This is a genomic window from Kineosporiaceae bacterium (assembly GCA_016713225.1).
GTDB lineage: Bacteria > Actinomycetota > Actinomycetes > Actinomycetales > Kineosporiaceae > JADJPO01.
Genome location: JADJPO010000011.1, coordinates 567,125 through 586,191 on the forward strand (window position 1 = coordinate 567,125; position 19,067 = coordinate 586,191).

10 protein-coding genes and 2 pseudogenes are annotated in these 19,067 nt (G+C 71.1%); 7 read left to right on the plus strand and 5 right to left on the minus strand.

Annotated features, from left to right (window positions below; all coding sequences use genetic code 11):
- Positions 1-9: 9 nt before the first annotated feature.
- From IPK24_25365 to IPK24_25375, 3 genes and pseudogenes are all read left to right on the plus strand, one after another.
- Positions 10-2,048 (plus strand): annotated as a pseudogene (locus tag IPK24_25365) (hypothetical protein).
- Between the two features lie 358 nt (positions 2,049-2,406).
- On the plus strand, positions 2,407-2,604 hold the full coding sequence (locus tag IPK24_25370; protein MBK8078782.1) for a hypothetical protein: 198 nt from the start codon (positions 2,407-2,409) through the stop codon (positions 2,602-2,604).
- Positions 2,601-8,840 (plus strand): fibronectin type III domain-containing protein, encoded by a 6,240-nt coding sequence (locus tag IPK24_25375; GenBank protein ID MBK8078783.1) that lies wholly within the window; start codon positions 2,601-2,603, stop codon positions 8,838-8,840. Before IPK24_25370 ends, IPK24_25375 begins: the two co-directional genes overlap by 4 nt.
- Positions 8,841-8,884: 44 nt before the next feature.
- Here the strand turns inward: IPK24_25375 and IPK24_25380 are convergent, their stop codons facing one another.
- Positions 8,885-11,239 carry a hypothetical protein gene (locus IPK24_25380; GenBank protein ID MBK8078784.1) on the minus strand — a complete coding sequence of 785 codons (2,355 nt, stop codon included), beginning with the start codon at positions 11,237-11,239 and terminating at the stop codon, positions 8,885-8,887.
- A 165-nt stretch (positions 11,240-11,404) separates the two neighbouring features.
- On the opposite strand from IPK24_25380, the gene IPK24_25385 reads away from it, so the two are divergent.
- Positions 11,405-12,256 (plus strand): NAD-dependent protein deacetylase, encoded by an 852-nt coding sequence (locus IPK24_25385; GenBank protein ID MBK8078785.1) that lies wholly within the window; start codon positions 11,405-11,407, stop codon positions 12,254-12,256.
- Positions 12,257-12,604: 348 nt separating this feature from the next.
- Positions 12,605-13,006: a nitroreductase family deazaflavin-dependent oxidoreductase gene (locus IPK24_25390; GenBank protein MBK8078786.1), complete on the plus strand. Its 402-nt coding sequence runs from the start codon at positions 12,605-12,607 to the stop codon at positions 13,004-13,006.
- Positions 13,007-13,027: 21 nt separating this feature from the next.
- Here IPK24_25390 and IPK24_25395 read toward each other — a convergent pair whose 3' ends face one another.
- The 3 genes and pseudogenes from IPK24_25395 to IPK24_25405 all read right to left on the minus strand — a co-directional run bounded on the left by IPK24_25395 (position 13,028) and on the right by IPK24_25405 (position 16,372).
- Positions 13,028-14,086 (minus strand): hypothetical protein, encoded by a 1,059-nt coding sequence (locus IPK24_25395; GenBank protein MBK8078787.1) that lies wholly within the window; start codon positions 14,084-14,086, stop codon positions 13,028-13,030.
- Positions 14,087-14,329: 243 nt separating this feature from the next.
- Positions 14,330-14,953, minus strand: coding sequence for an HAD-IA family hydrolase (locus tag IPK24_25400; GenBank protein ID MBK8078788.1), 624 nt, complete (start codon positions 14,951-14,953; stop codon positions 14,330-14,332).
- Positions 14,950-16,372 (minus strand): annotated as a pseudogene (locus IPK24_25405) (cystathionine beta-synthase). Before IPK24_25405 ends, IPK24_25400 begins: the two are co-directional and overlap by 4 nt.
- A 170-nt stretch (positions 16,373-16,542) precedes the next feature.
- Between IPK24_25405 and IPK24_25410 the strand changes: the two are divergent.
- Complete coding sequence (locus tag IPK24_25410; protein MBK8078789.1) at positions 16,543-17,601, plus strand: SGNH/GDSL hydrolase family protein; 1,059 nt, start codon at positions 16,543-16,545, stop codon at positions 17,599-17,601.
- Between the two features lie 14 nt (positions 17,602-17,615).
- Positions 17,616-18,629, plus strand: a complete 1,014-nt coding sequence (locus IPK24_25415; GenBank protein MBK8078790.1) for an Lsr2 family protein — start codon at positions 17,616-17,618, stop codon at positions 18,627-18,629.
- Positions 18,630-18,672: 43 nt separating this feature from the next.
- Here the strand turns inward: IPK24_25415 and IPK24_25420 are convergent, their stop codons facing one another.
- Positions 18,673-19,035 carry a hypothetical protein gene (locus IPK24_25420; protein MBK8078791.1) on the minus strand — a complete coding sequence of 121 codons (363 nt, stop codon included), beginning with the start codon at positions 19,033-19,035 and terminating at the stop codon, positions 18,673-18,675.
- Positions 19,036-19,067: the final 32 nt, after the last annotated feature.

The following is a 19,067-nucleotide window of genomic DNA, read 5'->3' on the forward strand; positions in this document are numbered from 1 at the left end:
CGCCGACCCATGCCCCGCCGACATCGCTACGGCCCCTGGCGGGGCGGACCGGACCCACTGGCGCCGCCGTTCGACGTCCGGCACGCGCTGGACGCCCTCGGCGAACGGGTGCTGGCCGGTGAGGGCCTGAGCGAGGCGTTGCGCGACCTGCTGCGGCGAGGGGTGCCGGACGAGGCGGGCCGCCGGCAGGGCCTGGACGACCTGCGCGCCCGGGCTGCGCGACAGCGGCGCGAGACCGCTCGGCGGGGGCCGTTGGGACGGCGCGCTCACCAAGGCTGCGGCCCTGCTCGACCAGGCCCTGGCCGCTGAGCGCGAGGAACTCGAGAACCGTGCGATCAGTGCCACGGACGAGGCGCAGGCGATGGAGGCCGCGTTCGCCCAATCCCGGCTCGACGCGCTGCCCCGATCGACCGCGGCCGCCGTCCGCGAGTTGAGCGACTACCGCTGGAGCTCACCGCGCGCCGAACAGCTCTACCGCGAGATCCTCGACGAGCTGCGGGGCGACGTCATCGACTCGCAGTTCCGCGGCCTGCGGGACGCGCTGCAGAACCTGGGATCAGAGCAGGGCAATGCCTCGATGGCGCGGGTGGCCGAGATGCTGCGCGACCTGAATGCCTTGCTGGACAAGCACTCTCGCGGTGAGGACACCACCGAGGACTTCGCCGAGTTCATGAACCGGCACGGCGAGATGTTCCCGGACAACCCGCAGAACGTCGACGAGCTGATCGACGCGTTGGCCCGGCAGGCCGCCGCCGGCCAGCGGCTGCTGAACTCGATGTCGCCCCAGCAGCGCGAGGAACTCGCCGGGCTGATGGCCCAGGCCCTGGGGGACGGCGAGCTGGCCGCACAGCTGGCCGCCCTCACCGATGCACTGCGAGCGCTACGCCCCGATCTGGGCTGGAGCGGCTCCGAGCCCTCACGCGGCAGCAACCCGCTCGGCTACGGCGAGGCCACCGAGGCACTGGCCGAACTGGCCGACCTGGACGACCTGATCGACGCCCTCGGCCAGGACCGCCCTGGCGCGACGCTGGACGACATCGACGTCGAACAGGTCGAGCGCTCTCTCGGATCGACTGCGGCACAGGATGTTCGGGCGCTGCAACAGCTCGAGCGCGAGTTGCTCGACCAGGGTTGGCTGACCGGCGGCGCCGACGGGGTGCACCTGACCCCCAAGGCGCTGCGTCGGCTCGGTCAGACTGCGCTGCGCCAGGTGTTCGCCCACCTGGACGCCGGGGGGCGCGGTGATCACGATCAGCGGGACGCCGGCGCCGCCGGTGAGGCGACGGGCGCAACGCGGGCCTGGGAGTTCGGCGACAGTCAGCCGCTCGACGTGGTGCGCACCGTCGGCAATGCGCTGCGCCGGGGTGGACTTCCCACCCCGCGTACGCCGTCGGCAGACACAGCGTCGGCGCCAGGCCGCGTCCGGCTACAGGTGAACGACTTCGAGGTGATCCAGACCGAGCGCCGGGCCAGCGCCACCGTGGCGCTGTGCGTCGATCTGTCGTTCTCGATGGCGATCGAGGACCGATGGGGTCCGATGAAGCAGACCGCGCTGGCGCTGGCGCACCTGGTGGCGACGCGCTTTCCGCAGGATGCGTTGCAGATCATCGGGTTCGGTCGGTACGCGGCACCGCTGTCCACGATCGAGCTGGCCGGCATCGAGCCGGACTACGTGCAGGGAACCAACCTGCACCACGCCCTGCACCTGGCCGGACGGCACCTGCGCCGGCACCCGGACGGCGAGAGCGTCGTCCTCGTGGTCACCGATGGCGAGCCCACCGCCCACCTGGCCGACGGCGGTCAGGCACTGTTCACCTATCCGCCGGCGCGGGCCACGATCCGGGCGACGGTGGCCGAGGTCGACGCGCTGACCCGCTACGGCGCGGCGATCAACGTGTTCATGCTCGGTGAGGACCCGCGCCTGGCCCGATTCGTCGACGCTCTCGCCCGGCGCAACGGGGCCGGGTGTTCAGTCCATCGGCCGATCACCTGGGCAGTTACGTGGTCGGCGACTACCAGGAGCCCGCCGAGGCCGCCGCCCTCGGTGATCAGGCAATCCGTGCACAAGCCGCTGGGCTGATCGAGTGACGATGATCCATCACCCTCGTCTCGGAGTCGACAAGAGGGTGTGGGAGGGCGATCAGACCAACGGCATGGCGGACGGCGCGTGCTCCGGCCGACATTGCGCGAGCGTCAGCGACGCCTGCTCGTGCTCGCCACCGGTCTGCTGTTGGTCGGTCTGTCGGCACCTCCTCCTCTCATACCCAGAGCGCCTTCACCGCGCAGACCTCCAACGGCGGCACGGCACTGAGTGCCGCTCAGCTGGACGCCTGGATCCCCACGGCAGTCACCACCACCCGGACGACGCCCACCACCTGCCAGGTCAGCTGGACCCCCGCATCCGGCGTGCGCGGTGGAGCGACCTACGACATCACCGACGGCGTCACCAGCTACGCCACCGCCGTCAGCGGCACCAGCACCACCATCACCGTCCCCACGACCGCCCTCACCCCGCAGGTCCTCATCCGCTACGGCACCTGGACCTCGACCGCCACCATCACCGCCAGTGCCCCTGCACCGGCGTCCCCGACCCACCCGTGGTGACCGCCACCCCCGGCGACACCCAGGCCACCGCCACGTGGACCGCCCCGAACGACCAGGGTTCAGCGGTCACCTCCTACACCGCCACCACCACGCCGTCCTCGACCAGCTGCACCGTCACCGTGCCCGCCGCCCGCACCTGTACCTTCACCGGCCTGACCAACGGTGTGACCTACACCGTCTCGGTCACCGCCACCAACGCCAACGGCACCAGCACCGCCGGCACCACCACGGCCATCCCCTACCCCGCCGCCGTCATGACCGGCTCGGCGACCAAGGTCTGGCTCGACGCCCTCGACCCCACCACCCTGTCCGCCGCCACCGACTGCAGTGGAAGCAACGCCACCTCCGGCACCGGCATCGGCTGCTGGAAGAACCGCGCCACCACCGCCTGGCACGCCATCGCCGGCAGCAACAAGCCGGTGCTGACCGCCGCCATCCTCAACGGCCACAACGCCATCCGCTTCGACCGCACCCACCCCGACCGCTACGCCATCACCGACGCCGGCGTCGGCGCCCTCGGCTCAGCCGATCGATCGGTCTTCGCCGTCACCGCCGGACGCACCACCCTGGGCGGCGCCACCGACGCCTGGGGCGCCACAGCCATCTGGCCCGGTTTCCACCCGGGCTGCTGTACCGGCACGCCCACCATTACCGGCATCCAGGCGTCAGCCATCGGCGCCACCGCCTTCAGCGCCGCGACCACCGCTCCTGCTCCGATCCTGTCCTCAGCCATCTCGGCCACCTCGGGCGGCACCCTTACCCAGGACCTCTCCGCCAATGCCCGCACCCCGGTCACAGGCACCGCCAGCACGCCTTGGCTCAGCTACACCGACAACCTGCGCATCGGCTCGGCGTTCGACACCATCCAGTCCTACGCCAACCCCCTGGACGGCGACATCGGTGAACTGATCATCCTCAACACAGCCGTGACCACCAGCCAGCGCCGTCAGGTCGATGAATACCTGGCCCGCAAGTGGTCCCAGGCCATCGCCCCCGGCGCCCCCACGGCCCTGGTCTCCGCCACGGGCAGCGGCCAGATCGACCTGACCTGGTCACCCCCCACCTGGGACGGCGGGTCCGCCGTCACCAGTTACACCGCCACCGCCAGCCCCGGGGGCAATTCCTGCACCACCGCGACCACCGGCTGTACCATCACCGGCTTGACCGGAGGTACCACCTACACCGTCACCGTCACCGCGACCAACGCCATCGGCACCGGATCCGCAGCCACTACCACGGCCGCTCCCAGCGCCGCGGCGCCCGGCGTACCCACCTCGGTCACCGCCACCGCCAGCACCACCACCAGCGGCGAGGCCGCCGTCACCTGGACCGCGCCGGCCTCCACCGGCGGCGCCACCATCACCGGCTACACCGCAACCGCCACCGCGAGTGGCGAATCCGACGTCACCTGCACCGCGGCGTCCAGCCCCTGCACCCTGACCGGCCTGGTCGACGGCCTCACCTACACGGTCAGCGTCACCGCCACCAACAGCGCCGGCACCAGCCCGGTGTCCGCCTCGACGACCGTGACCACCTACCCGGCGAGCGTCATGACCGCCGCAGCCACCAAGGTCTGGCTCGACGCCGCCGATGCCACCACGTTGTCGGACTCCTCCGACTGCCTGGGGTCGAACACCCCGGTCGGCAACGGCGTCGGCTGCTGGAAGAACCGCGCCACCACCGCCTGGCACGCCATCGCCGGTGCCACCCAACCCACCCTGACTCCGTCAGCCATCAACGGCCACAACGCCATCCGCTTCAACAAGGCCACCCTCGACCGCTACGCCATCACCGATGTCGGAGTCGGCGCGCTCGGCTCGAACGACCGATCGATCTTCGCGATGGTGACCCCGCGTACCACCCTGGACAACTCCACGAACATCGGGGGCATGATCGCTGGCTGGCCGGGCCAGCACTCCGGTCTCATGGTCGCGGGCTACCCCACCACCACCAGCCTGTACGTCAGCGGTTTCGGCACCGACAACGTCATGTACTCCACCAATCAGGCGTCCACCGGCACCGCCGTGATGTCCGCCACCTCGACGTCCTCGGCCGGAACGCTGACTCAGGACGCTTCCGCCAACGGGCGCTCCCCCGCGTCGGTGAGCTGGTCCCAACCTGCCTGGCGAAGTTTCGGCAACAACCTGCGCATCGGAGCCGTCTACGACAGCTTGCTCAGCTACACCATGCCGCTGGACGGCGACATCGGCGAGATCATCATCCTGAACCAGGCAGTCACCGCCACCCAACGCCGTCAGGTCGAGGAGTACCTGGCCCGCAAGTGGTCCCAGACCCTCGCCCCCGGGATCCCCGGCACGCCGACCGCGACCGCCGGGGACGGCGCCGCGACCGTGTCCTGGACGGCGCCCAGCGGGGACGGGGGAGCCGCGATCACGTCCTACACCGCCACCGCCAGCCCCGGCGGCGCCTCGTGCACCACGGCTGCGACCTCCTGCAGCATCGCCGGCCTCACCAACGGCACCAGCTACACGGTCACGGTCACCGCCACCAACAGCGTCGGCACCGGCCCCGCATCGGCCACCTCCAACAGCGTTACCCCCACCGGGTCGCCCGGCGCCCCCACCGCCCTGGCCGCCACCGCCTCCACCTCGACCTCCGGGCAGGCATCGGTCGCCTGGACCGCCCCGGCGTCCAATGGCGGCAGCGCGATCACTTCCTACACCGCCACCGCCACCGCCAGCGGGCAGAGCAGTGTCACCTGCACCGCGGCGTCCAGCCCGTGCACCCTGACCGGCCTGGTCGACGGCGTCACCTACTCGGTCACCGCCACCGCCACCAACGCCGTCGGCACCAGCGCAGCCTCGACCTCGACCTCCGTGATCACCTATCCGGCCGGCATCATGTCGGGCGCGAACCTGAAACTCTGGCTGGACGGCGCCGACCCCGCCACGATCCTGGCCTCCTCCGCCTGCACCGGCGCCCAAGCCACCACCACCGTCGGCTGCTGGACGGACAAGTCCGCCTCGACCAACCACGCCAGCCAGGCCCCCGGCACCTACCAACCCGTCCTGAGCACCGTCGCCGGACACCCCGTGCCCAGCTTCGACGGCAGCAACGACTACCTGTCGGCCAATCCGAGCCTGCTGCCCACCGGCACCACCACCGGCACCGTCATCATGTCGGCAGCCGTCAACCCCAGCGTCGCCATGAACGGCATCTCCGCCCTCTCCTACGGCGGCACCACCGCCGCCACCCAACGCCGCATCACGAGCTGGTCGGCCACCGGCGCCGACGTCAACGGCAACCCCATGGCCTTCACCACCCCCTGGCCCGGCTCCCAGGCCCAAGGCGTCGCCGCCGCCGAGTTCACCTCCGGCACCTCGATCACCATCTGGGCCCAAGGCGGCACCGGCGTCACCACCAACGGAGCCTTCACCACCGGCACCGACCACCTCTGGATCGGCACCGGCGGCGACACCACCCCCGCCGGCCGCTGGTGGGGCACCACCCCCGAGATCATCGCCTTCACCGGCACCCTCACCACCGCCGAGCGCCGCACCCTCGAGGACTACCTCGCCCGCAAGTGGGCCAGCACCATCACCCCCGGTATCCCCGGGACGCCCACCGCCACCGCCGGCAACGGACAGGCCAGCGTGTCCTGGGCCGCGCCGTCCTGGGACGGCGGAGCCGCGATCACCAGCTACACCGCCACCGCCTCCCCCGGCGGTCAAACCTGCACCGCCACACCACCGTCCACCAGCTGCACCCTCACCGGCCTGACCAACGGCACCAGCTACGCCGCCACCGTCACGGCCACCAACAGCGTCGGGGTCGGTCCCGCCTCGGCCGCTTCCAACAGCATCACGCCGATCGGCCCGCCCGGCGCGCCCACCGCGGTGAGCGCCACCGCCCTGAACGCCCAGGCCGACATCGCCTGGACCGCCCCCGCCTCCACGGGCGGCTCTGCCATCACGAGCTACACCGCCACTGCCTCACCCGGCGGCCAAACCTGCACCGCCACAGCACCATCCACCACGTGCACCCTCACCGGCCTGACCAACGGCACCACCTACACCGTGACGGTCACCGCCACCAACGCCGCCGGCACCGGGGCTGCGTCGTCCTCGGCCAGCGTGACCCCGCAGGTGGCACAGTTCCTAACCGGGTTCGGCTACAACGTCAGCAACCAGCTGGGCATCCACGACATGACCCTGCCCGGGCTGGTGGGTGAGCCGGGGATGGCCCAGGGCAGCGCCGGTTACGACTACACCTGCGCGGTCAAGGCCAATGGCGAACTCTGGTGCTGGGGCAGCAATACCACCGGTGGCGGGTCAGCGTCCTACATGCCCCGCCAAGTGGGGTCGGCGACCACCTGGCGACAGGTCTCGGCCGGTCATGCCTCGGCGTGCGCGACCCGCACGGACGGCACCTTGTGGTGCTGGGGCGACAACTCCAGCGGCCAGCTCGGCGTCGGTAACACCACTGCCAGCAGCACCCCGGTGCAGGTACCGGGCACCACTTGGAACACCGTCACCGTCTCGTGGTACCAGGCCTGTGCCACCAAGACCGACCACACCCTGTGGTGCTGGGGCGAGAACGGTAGCTATCAACTCGGTCTGGGTGATACCACCGACCGCACCAGCCCGGTCCAGCTCGGCACCGCCCCCACGTGGGCCGGCGTCGAGATGGGCTACTGGAACGCCTGCGGCACCCGCACCGACGGCACCCTGTGGTGCTGGGGTGCCAACAGCTCCAGCGAGCTCGGCGACGGCACCACCACCCCCCGCACCACCCCCGTCCAGATCGGCGCAGTCACTACCTGGGCAACAGTGGTGATGGGCCTGAGCCACACCTGCGCCACCCGCACCGACCACACCCTGTGGTGCTGGGGAGGCGGCTCGTACGGCGATCTCGGCCAGGGCAACACCACCGGCTCGTCGACGCCGATCCAGGTGCCCGGCACCACCTGGAGCCAGGTCGGCGCCGGTGTCTCCGCCACCTGCGCCACCCGCACCGACGCCAGCCTGTGGTGCTGGGGCTACAACGGGCAGGGCGAGCTCGGCGACGGCACCACCACCAACCGGTACTCCCCCACCCAGATCGCCGCCGGCACGGCCTGGAGCACCACCATTCCCCCCAGCCTGACCGAGAGCGGCGGCGCCACCTACGTCCACACCTGCGCCAGCCTCGCCGTGGGCGGAGTGGCGTGTTGGGGTTCCAACCACGGCGGCCAGATCGGCTCCGGCAGTGACGAATCGGTGACCACCATCGGGTCGCCGTCCGACCCGTCCTGGACCGCAGTCGGCGCCGGCGACAGCTACTCCTGCGCGATCAAGGCCAACGGCACCCTGTGGTGCCTGGGCCTGAACACCTCCTACCAACTCGGCCTGAACGACACCACCAACCGGACGGCACTCACGCAGGTCGGGGTCGCCACCACCTGGGCCAGCGTCAGCGGCGGCTACACCCACACCTGCGCCACCCGCACCGACGGCACCCTGTGGTGCTGGGGACAGAACGCCAGCGGCCAACTCGGCACCGGCGACACCACCCAACGCACCACCCCCACCCAGATCGGCTCCGCCACCACCTGGGCCCAGGTCTCGGTCGCTGCCCACTACGACGGCACCGCCACCACCGCCCGCCACACCTGCGCCGTCCGCACCGACGGCACCCTGTGGTGCTGGGGCCTCAACGGCACCGGCCAACTCGGCCTGGGTGACACCGGCAACCGCGGCGGCCCCACTCAGATCGGTAGCGGCACCACCTGGAGCCAGGTCACCGTCGGCTCCAAACACACCTGCGCCACCAAGACCGACCACACCCTGTGGTGCTGGGGCGACAACACCGAATCCCGCCTCGGCGACGGCACCACCACCCAACGCACCAGCCCGTACCAGATCGGCGGCGCCGTCTGGAGCAGCACCCCCGGCACCCTGGACACCAACGACAACCACACCTGCGCCGGACGCACCGACGGCACGCTCTGGTGCTGGGGCGTCAACGCCGACGGCCAACTCGGCGACGGCACCAGCAGCCCCAAGACCACCCCCGTCCAGGTCGGCACCGGCACCACCTGGACCCTGGTCGCCGTCGGCTACCACCACACCTGCGGCGTCGCCGCCTCACAGCTCTACTGCTGGGGCTACGGCGGCGCCAGCTCCCTCGGCCAGCCCTACGACGTCACGAGCTACCCCACCCCGAAACGGGTCGGCGCCACCCCGATCGCCCTATCCGCCGGCGCCTACCACAACCTCCTGATCACCACGCCCTGAGCCACAGCGAGCGACACCGGAGCGTCGGCACGGTGCACACGTCGCTACCGGCTGCCCACGACCACGTCGTCCACCCGGATCACGCTCGGCCGGACCGCCGAACCCGAGGTGTAGGTCCACAACCCGACCGCACCGGAAGCCTGCAGCCCCGCGGCGGAGTCGGTCGCCGTCGCCTGCCATGTGGTCGGCTCGGCCGCGCCCCTCCACACCCGCACCCGCACCGTGGACGGCGAGGCACCCGTCGCCTGCGCCCGCACCCGCAGCTTCGCCCCGGCCGTGTAGGTCAACCCCGCCACCGTGGTCGGACCCGCCAGCACCGTCTCGGCACCGCCCACCACCTTGGCCAGGGACACCTGCACCACACCGGACGGCGTGATGAACACCCGCGCCCGGTAGTCACCAGCCGCCGTCGTACGCACCAGGGGCGCCACAAACGCGCCACCACCGGTCGGCATCGACTCCGTCCAGAACGTCTGCGTGTAATCCGTCCCCGCCAGACTCACCGCACCCAACCGCATCGTGCCCGCCTGCCCGGCCGGCACCCAGATCTTGCCCGACCCCGCATCGACCGAGGCCTCCGCCAACGAGCCCGCCGGCACCAGGACCTGCAGCTCGGTGATGCGGACGTATCCGGCGCCGGCCAACTGCACCTTCACATACCGGAAGCTCTGCCCTGCGGTATCGATGTCGATCGTCCCGTTCAACAACACCCCCGGTTTGGTGTTCTTCCACATCGCCGGATCATTCACCAGGTCCGTGTACGACCGCGCCGACATGTCCGAGTTCGACGTGAACACCGTGAAGTTCGACATCTCCGTCGAACTCAACGTCAGCCTGACCGGCGCCACACTCGCACCCAGATCCACCTGCCACCACGCATTGGTCTCAAACCCCGTCCAGCATCCCGTGGAGGCATCCCCGTCCACAGCCCTCGACGCCGGGAACTGCAGAAACATCGCCACTGACGTCGCCGGCTTACCCAGGGCGACGTTCGTCGGCGTCGGCGAACCACCACTCCACGCCCCACCCAGATCCGCCCGACCCCACCCCAGACCGACCGGCCGTTCGAAGGAATCCGACGCTGCCGGCACCCCAGGTGGAACACCGTTCAGGTAGAACCGCACCAACCCCTGCTGACCGACCCCGTTCACGTTGCGGAATTCCCCGCCGAACACCAGGTACCGGCCGTCACCGGTGATGTGCCACGGCCCCTGCCGCGACCCCGAGATGAATCCGGAATCCATGTGCGGTCGCCAACTCTCCAGCGACGGCGCCGGGTAGCCGTTGAAGTTTCCCCCCACGTTGGTCCGGGCGCGGGTTGTCGTGACCGACAACGCCCGCTTGTAGTAGTTCTCCCCCTGCTCGTCCCGGAACCCACCCAGCGGGGAACAGTCGTGGGCGTGACCGGCCTGATACAGGACGCCACCCGAGGCATAGGTGCCGTACTGGTCGCCGTAACACCCGTTCACCCAGTCCAGGTTCCCGTTCAGATCAGCCGCGAACGACCCCTCCAACCGACCCGGGATGTACGCCGCCTGCGAGAAGCCGCCACCGTAGACCTTCGACCCATCGGTCGACAGCCCCACGATCGCCCTACTGCCCGAGCCACCGTTGCCGTTGATGATCTGGTTGGCCGGCCAGCTCAGCGTGGCACCCGAGGCCGCGTCCACCGCACCCATCCCCGGGTTCAACGCCCCGTTCAAAGACGTGAACGACCCACCCACCACCAGCTTGTTCTGAGCCGGCAACGCCAGCAGCGACCGCACCCCCAGGTTCGCAACCGGCGCCCACGTCAACAACGCACCGTTCGTGGCCGAGAACGCCGCCAACCGGTTGCGCGGATTGCCACCGGTCGAGGTGAACAGTCCACCCGCATAGACCACGTCACCGATGGTCTGCAGCGCCCGAACGGTCCCGTTCACCCCCGGCTGGAAATCCGTCAACAACTCACCCGTCGCGGCACTGAACACCGCCAACCGGTTACGGATCTTCCCGTTCACCTGGGTGAAATCACCACCCACATAGATCCGACGACCATCCGGGGACGCCGTGATCGCCATCCCCTGACCGTTCAACGACGGCGCCCAACTGCCCTTCAACGCCCCCGTGGTCAGGTCATAGGCCAAGATGTTCGACCGCGGCGTCAGGTTATGACCAGGCGCCGAACCCGCCGGCCGCGCGTTCTGGAACAGCCCGGTCGCATACACCGTGTTCCCCACGATCACCTGCGACCAGACCACACCGTCGATCTGCACCGTCGGCAATGCCGTCCCACTCGCGATCGCCGCCGCCGGCGAGGCCGCCACGACGCCCAGCCCGGACGCCGCTACCGCCGCCACCACACCACCGACGACCACCCGACGAACCCACGAACCCAGCACGCGTCTGCCCCACTTCATCGCATCTCGAACACCCAGAGTCACTCCAGACCACCCCGGGGCCCAGCTCGCGGCAGTCGACCACCGAATGTGGTCAGCTATGCCCTGGTCAACGGGCCGTTTCGCCATTCCTGCACGCGTTCGGCGAAACACCCGGGATCTCCACCACGCCTTACCATCACCACCATGACCCTGGCTCAGGGCGTACCCACCAACCGAGACGAACTCGCGTCGATCGCGGACGTCGTCCGCGGCTCGGCCGCCCTCGTGCTGACCGGCGCCGGCATGAGCACCGACAGCGGCATCCCCGACTACCGCGGCCCGGACGGCACCCGCCGGGTCGAGCCCATGCAGTACAGCGAGTTCGTGGCCTCGTCGGCGGCGCGGAGACGCTACTGGGCCCGATCGTTCGTGGGCTGGCAGCGCATGGTGAGCGTGCGCCCGAACCCGGCCCACCACGCCGTGGCCCGGCTGCAGGCCGCCGGCCACCTCGGCCACCTGGTCACCCAGAACGTCGACGGGCTGCATCAAGAGGCCGGCAGCCCCGAGGTGATCGAACTGCACGGGGCACTGCGCGACGTCCTCTGCCTGACCTGCGGCGAACGCTCCTCGCGCACCGTCCTGGACGCCCGGATGCGGGCCGACAACCCAGGTTTCGTCGTCCGCGGCGATGAGATCCGCCCGGACGGCGACGTCCGGCTCGACGAACTCGACGTCGAGCGGTTCGTGATGCCGCTGTGCCTCGACTGCGGACACGACACCCTCAAGCCGGATGTGGTCTTCTTCGGCGACTCGGTTCCCCGGGGCCGGGTCGAGTACTGCTTCGCCCTGACCGATGCCGCCAGCGCCCTGGTGGTGCTGGGCTCGTCCCTGGCGGTGATGTCGGGTTACCGGTTCGTGCGGCGCGCGGCGGCGCGCGGCGTCCCGATCGTCATCATCACCCGCGGCCCGACCCGGGGGGACGGCGAGGCCACTCATCGCCTGGACGCCCCGCTCTCCCCCACGCTCACCCGGTTGGCCGAGCTGCTCGGCTGCTGACGGGCAGAGAGGACCCGCGGCCCCGGGGGGGCCCCCCCCTTCCCGGCCGGGGGGGGGGCCCGCCCCGGGGCGGCGCGGGCGCCGCCCGCCCCGGGCGGGGGGGGGGGGGGGGGGGGGGGCGGGCGGGGGGCCCGGGGGCCCGCCGGCGCCGCGCCGGCGGGGGGGGGGGGGGGGGGGGGGGGGGGCCCGGCCCGGCGCCGGGGCGCGGCGGGGGGGCGGGGGGGGGGGGGGCGGGGCGGGGGCGGCCCCGGGGGCCCCCGGGGGTTGGGGGGGGCGGGGGCCCCCCGGGGCGCCTAGGCTCACCCTTCATGCCATTGACCGGAGAGTAGGCCGAACCCCGTCGCCTGGGTGCGTGAGCAGGTCGAGCGCTACCAGGCCAGCGGTGGCGCCGAGGCGAACACGTTGCGCGACACCGGGATCCCGATCATCTTGATCACCTGCCGGGGCCGCACGAGCGGCAAGTTGCGCACCTTCGCGCTGATGCGCGTGGAGCACGACGGCGAGTACGCCCTGGTGGCCTCCAAGGGCGGGGCGCCGGAGCACCCGGTCTGGTACCACAACCTGCTCGCCGCGCCCGACGAGGTCATGATCCAGGACGGGCCGGAGCCGTTCGACGTCCGGGTGCGCGAGCTGGACGGCGCCGAGCGCGAGCTCTGGTGGCACCGCTCGGTCGCGGTGTACCCGGCGTATGCCGAGTACCAGACCAAGACCGACCGGCAGATCCCGGTGTTGCTGGCCACCCGGGTCTGACCCGCGCAACCGGCGACGGAATCAGCTGCGCGACAACGTCTCGAGCCCGCGGACGCCGTCCGCCATCCGGTCGGCCGCGGCTGCCGCATCGTGGATGCTGCGGGCGATCTCGCTGATGGTCTCGTTCTGTTCGGTGACGGTCGAGGCCAGGGTGCTGTTCTGTTCCTGCAGTTCGCCCATGCTGGCCGAGATCTCACCGACCCGGGCCACGGCCTCGTCCACCTCGCGGCGGATCTCGGCCAGGGTGGCCCCGATCGCCTGCGCGTTCTTGCCCGACGCCTGGGCCAGGCCCTTGACCTCGTGGGCCACGACGGCGAAGCCCTTGCCCATCTCGCCGGCGCGAGCCGACTCGATGGTGGCGTTGAGCGCCAACAGGTTCGTCTGTTCGGCGATCCCCTGAATCACCTCGGACGCCGCCATGATCTGGCCGCTGGCGCTGGCCAACCGTCCCATCACCTCGGTGGCGACCCGGGCCAGGTCGGCCACGTGCCCGGTGATGCCGTCGGTGCGCTGCGCGGTCTGCGACAGCTCGGCGAGGCTGGCGGCCATCTGCTCCACCGCGGCCGCGAGGGTGCGGGTCTGATCGCTGACCCCAGTGGCCGATTCACTCAACTCCGCCGAGTGCTCGGCCAACTCGACCTGACGCTGCTCCCGAGCCGCCAGCGCCGCCTGTGCCTGTTCGGCCTGCTCGTGCTCGACCCGTTGCCGCTCCGCGGCGGCAACCTGCTCCAGCCGGGCGGCCTCCCGCTGATGCGTCTCGGTGTCACGCACCGCCTGATCGAGGCGAGCCCGCAGGGTGTGCATGAGTGAGGCCAGCCCCGCGAGCAACGGCAGCGCCGCCAGCGCGGTGAGGGACCCCGTGCGCCACCCCGAGGCGTTCACCATGGCAGCGGTGATCACCAACGACCCCAGCACGCTGACCCCGAGAATGTCAGCCCACTCGGCAGCGAGCCCGGTCCACACGAACAGCAGGACAGCCGTGCTGCACACGATCATCTCGACGCCATGGCTGGCCAGCGCCAGCGGCGTCAGGATGGCCGAGGCCAGGTAGGGCATGCTGCGCGGCAGCACAGGCGGCACGACGGCCCAGTCGATCCGCCACCGAGGCACCGAAGATCATGGCGATCAGGCCACCGGCGGTCCAGAGCGCCCGGCCCTGGGCAGCGAGCCACAACCCGCCGAGCAGGAAGGTGGCCCCGCAGGCCACCCACAAAAGGCCGAGCAACCGACCCGTGACCGTGAAATCGCTACCGGCCCCCTGGAGTACAGGTTCGCGTGGTGCAGTCACTGCTGGTTCTTCGGCAGGCCGCGACCCGATCTTGATCAGGCGCGGTCGAGCAATCGATCCAACCAGGCGAGCGTGCTGACCGTGTCGATGTGCTGCATGGCCCGAATCCCGAGCGCCGAGGCGGCCTCGACGTTCTCGCTCCGATCGTCGACGTAGGCCACCTCGCGGGCGGTGCAGCCCAACGCCTTCAACGTGTACTCGAACACCCGGGGATCGGGCTTGGCCAACCCCACTTCGTGCGAGTACACGATCGGGTCGAAGTCCTCCTGAAAGCGCAGCCGGCGCTCCTCCTCCCGCCGGGCGCCGTCGAAGGAGTTGCTCAGGATCGCCGTCCGGAACCGCGGCCGCAGCGAGCGAGCATAGCTGCGCACCATCTCGTTCGAGGTGCCGCAGTACCAGTCCCAGAAGTCCGCCATCCAGGCCTCGACCTGATCCGGCGTGAGGCTGAACCGGGTCGCGAGCTCGTCGGCCATGTGCCGCTCGGTGACCCGCCCCACCGCGAAGTCGACCGGGTCGTTCGCTGCGATGGCGTCGGCCAGGTCCTCGACCGGGACGCCGCTGCGCGCGTGCCACGCGTCGAGCAACCGCTCCACCGGCTCCTCGTGCACCAACACCGTGCCGACGTCGAAGATCACCGCGCGAATCGGGACCACGGTCATGATCCCGCCACGAAGCCCAGCAGGTCGTGTCGGGTCAGCACGCCCACGGGTTTGCCGTCGTCCACCACCATGAGAGCATCGGCGGTGCGCAGTGCCTCGCGGGCGGCGTCCACGCTCTCGCCGGTACCCACCAGCGGCAACGGAGCGCCCATGTGCCGCTCGACCGGGTCGGCCAACCCCGCCTTGCCGATGAACACGGCCTCGAGCAGGTCACGTTCGTTCACCGATCCAGCGACCTCGCCGGCCGTGATCGGCGGTTCGGCCTTGACCACCGGCATCTGCGAGACGTGGTCCTCCCGCAGGATCGAGATGGCATCGCGAATCGTCTCGGTGGGGTGGGTGTGCACCAATGCCGGCATACCGGTCGAGCCGTCAGAGCCCTTGGCGCGCAACACATCGGCCACGGTCACCGTGCCGTTGCGGTGCAGGAATCCATAGGATGCCATCCACTCGTCGTTGAAGATCTTGGAGAGATACCCGCGGCCGCCGTCCGGCAGTAGGACGACGACCACCGCGTCCGGCCCGGCCTCGGCGGCCACCTGCACGGCGGCGACCACCGCCATGCCACACGAGCCACCGACCAGCAGTCCCTCCTCGCGGGCCAGTCGCCGGGTCATGGCGAAGGAGTCGGCGTCCGAGACCGCGATGATCCGGTCCGGCACGGCCGGGTCGTAGGCGCTGGGCCAGAAGTCCTCGCCGACTCCCTCGACCAGGTAGGGCCGGCCGGTGCCGCCGGAATAGACCGAGCCCTCCGGGTCGACGCCGATCACCTGCACCGGCCCGGAGGCGCGCGCAGCCGAGACCTCCTTGAGGTAGCGGCCGGTGCCGGTGATGGTGCCGCCGGTGCCGACGCCGATCACGACGTGGGTCACCAGGCCGGCCGTGTCACGCCAGATCTCGGGCCCGGTGGTGGCGTAGTGGCTGGCCGGACCCTCGGGGTTGGAGTACTGATCCGGCTTCCAGGCGCCCTCGATCTCACGGGTCAGCCGGTCGGAGACCGAATAGTACGAATCGGGGTGATCCGGCGCCACGGCGGTCGGGCAGACCACGACCTGCGCGCCGTAGGCCTTCAGGACGTTGCGCTTGTCCTCGCTGACCTTGTCGGGGCAGACGAACACACACCGGTACCCCCGCTGTTGCGCCACCAGCGCCAGGCCCACCCCGGTGTTGCCGCTGGTCGGTTCGACGATGGTGCCGCCGGGGCGCAACCGGCCGTCCGCCTCCGGCAGCCTCGATCATGCGCAGCGCGATCCGGTCCTTCACCGAGCCGCCGGGATTGAGGTACTCCACCTTGGCCAGAACCAGCCCCGACGGGGGGTGATCGGCTGCCTGATCGCCGGATTCGTCGGCCATGACCCGATTCAGTCGCACCAAGGGGGTCTCACCCACCAGGTCGAGCACCGTCTGGGCATAACGCATCGTCGGCATACCGACATCCTGGCATCGCGCCAGGATCAGGGCGCGTCCGAATGAAGTCCGGGACGGTCGGCACGAACCGTGCCGACCACGGCTTACGGTGGCAGGGCAGATCGACATCACCATGCCCGCCACCGACCAGGTCGTCCACCCGAGCAGCAGAGCGAGGTCCGATGAGCCGAATCCGAGCAGCGCGCCGGATCGCCGCGACCGCGGCCTTCGGGGGCGGCGGCCTGGCCGGACTCGGCATGGCAGGCTTCGGCGTCCTGGTGGCCGAGGCCAAGCTCGCCCGGCGTCAGATCGGAACCCCCTACGGCAAGATCGGCCCCGAGGCCGACGGCCTGTACGGCGCCGGGTCGGGCGAACCGATCGACGTGGCCATGCTCGGCGACTCCAGTTCGGTGGGCCTGGGCGCCGACGACCCCCGGGCCACGCCGGGCGCGGTGATCGCCACCGGTCTGGCGGCCTTGTCGGGCCGGCCGGTGCGGCTGACCGTCGTGGGCGTCGTCGGCGCCGAGTCGGGTCAGCTCGACGCGCAGATCGACCGGCTGCTGCAGCGGATCCCGGCCCCCCACGTCGCCGTGATCTCGATCGGTGCGAACGACGTGACGCATCGCTTGGCCCCCGCGGTGTCGGTGCGCCACCTGGACGGCGCGGTGCGCCGGTTGCGGGCGCTGGGCACCGAGGTGGTGGTCGGCACGTGTCCCGATCTGGGCACCATCAAGCCGCTGGCCCAGCCGCTGCGTTTCGTCGCCCAGCGCTGGAGCCGCCGGCTCGCCGCGGCCCAGACCATCGTGGTGGTGGAGGCGGGCGGCCGCTCGGTCTCGCTCGGCGACCTGCTCGCCGACGACTTCAGTGCACGCCCGCACGAGATGTTCGCCGCCGACCGGTTCCACCCCTCCGAGGCCGGCTACGCCCGCCTGGCCGCGGTGCTGTTGCCCAGCGTCTGCGCGGCCATGGGCCTGATGCCGGACGGCGGACCGCAGCGTCCCGACGTCCGTCGTGGTGAGGGCGTGGACGACGTGGCGCACGCCGCCGTCCGGGCCGCAGCCTCGCCCGGCACCGAGGTGTCCGGCACCGAGATCGGTGGCGCTGCCCGTGGGCCGCGCGGCCGCTGGGCCGTGGTGTTGCGTCGGCGCCGCTCGGAGGTGCCCGAGCCGGCAGCCTCCGAACCAGACCCACCCACCCCCGGTGATCAGGCAATCCGTGCACATTCGGCCGACGCTCCCTGATCTAGGCTCACACCATGCCGGACGACTTCCTGGTGGCACACAACCCGGAACCAGACTCCCGGCTGCCCTACCTGATCCGGATCCCCCTGGGCACGGACGGCATCGTGCTGAAGGCCCGCGAGCTGTGGCCACGGGTGAGCAAGGTGTACTGCCACCGGGCTGACGGCTGGCCCGAGGACGCCGAGGTGATCGAGCGAGTGCCGACCCGATCGTGCGTTCGGCGCGGCGCGGCGATCGACCTGGTGCTCGACCGGGGCCGCGAGAACCGCTCGCAACTGGTGTTCACCCATGCTCGCGGCCGCGAGGCGATCTTCTGGCAGAGCGCCCGCACCGCCAAGCAGGCTCGTCCCGCCGTTCGCACCCCGAGTGCCCGGGCCGGCGGGCAGGCCGACGTCGAGATCCTGGTCGACGTGCACGAGCGCTACGCCTGGACGTTCTCCGAGACCCAGGCGACCACCGCCAAACGTGCTCTGCCGGCAGGTGACTACGCCATCGAGCGGGACGGCGTGGTGGTCGCCGCGGTGGAGCGCAAGTCGCTGGCCGACCTGGTCGCCACCCTGACCGGCGGCAAGATGCGCTACCTGCTGGCCGATCTCGCAGCGCTGCCTCACGCCGCAGTGGTGGTCGAGGATCGCTACTCGCAGGTGTTCGCCCTCGATCGCGTCCGCCCGGCCGTGGTGGCCGACGGCCTGGCCGAATGTCAGGCACGGTTCCCGTCGGTGCCGATCATCTTCGCCGAGACCCGAAAACTGGCCCAGCAGTGGACCTATCGATTCCTGGTGGCCTGCCGCGAGGACGCGAGCGCCGAGAGTCTGGTCGAGGCCCGGCTCGAGGACCTGGTCTCCGCCGGGCCGCTCGATCCCGGGCCGGCACTGCGCGCGCGGGTGGCGCGCGCCGTCCGGGATGCCTCGATCGGCCCCGACACCGCCGCCGTGCGCGCCTGGGCGCGCGAGCAGGGTCTGCCGGTGGCGGACCGGGGGCGCCTTCGCCCCGAGGTCATCGCGGCCTACCTGGCCCGCACGGAGTGAGGGTCGGGGGCCTCAGCCTGACGACAGCGCCCGGGCAAACGGCTCAGATCCGACCCGCCAGCTCGCGCAGCAGTACGAGGGCTGCGGCGATCTGGGTCGGCTGCTGTGCCCCGGCCACATCCTGCGCCAGCACCCTGACCTGGTCACCGAGGGCATGAGCCCCGAGAACCGGCACCGGACGGCGCTCGCGCCCTTCGGCATCGGCCCCGAGGTCGGCGAGCTGCTGAACCACCGACCGGATGTCGTCCAGAACGGCTGCCGCCGACGCCGATTCTCGCGCGGCCATCCGCGGACCGACCACCGCGAGCCGGTCGGCCAGACTCTCGGCCCGTCGCAGAACCTCACGGGTCACGCCCGCATCCGACCGCTCGGGTTCGGGTGCGCTCGGATCAGGGGTGGCAGCCATGGGGTCAGTCTGCCAAGTCACCTCGGCTCGGC

Coding starts and splice junctions, on each gene's coding strand:
- IPK24_25380 (MBK8078784.1), bottom strand. CDS start 11,239: ATGAAGTGGGGCAGACGCGTGCTGGGTTCGTGGGTTCGTCGGGTGGTC.
- IPK24_25385 (MBK8078785.1), top strand. CDS start 11,405: ATGACCCTGGCTCAGGGCGTACCCACCAACCGAGACGAACTCGCGTCG.
- IPK24_25400 (MBK8078788.1), bottom strand. CDS start 14,953: ATGACCGTGGTCCCGATTCGCGCGGTGATCTTCGACGTCGGCACGGTG.
- IPK24_25410 (MBK8078789.1), top strand. CDS start 16,543: ATGAGCCGAATCCGAGCAGCGCGCCGGATCGCCGCGACCGCGGCCTTC.
- IPK24_25415 (MBK8078790.1), top strand. CDS start 17,616: ATGCCGGACGACTTCCTGGTGGCACACAACCCGGAACCAGACTCCCGG.
- IPK24_25420 (MBK8078791.1), bottom strand. CDS start 19,035: ATGGCTGCCACCCCTGATCCGAGCGCACCCGAACCCGAGCGGTCGGAT.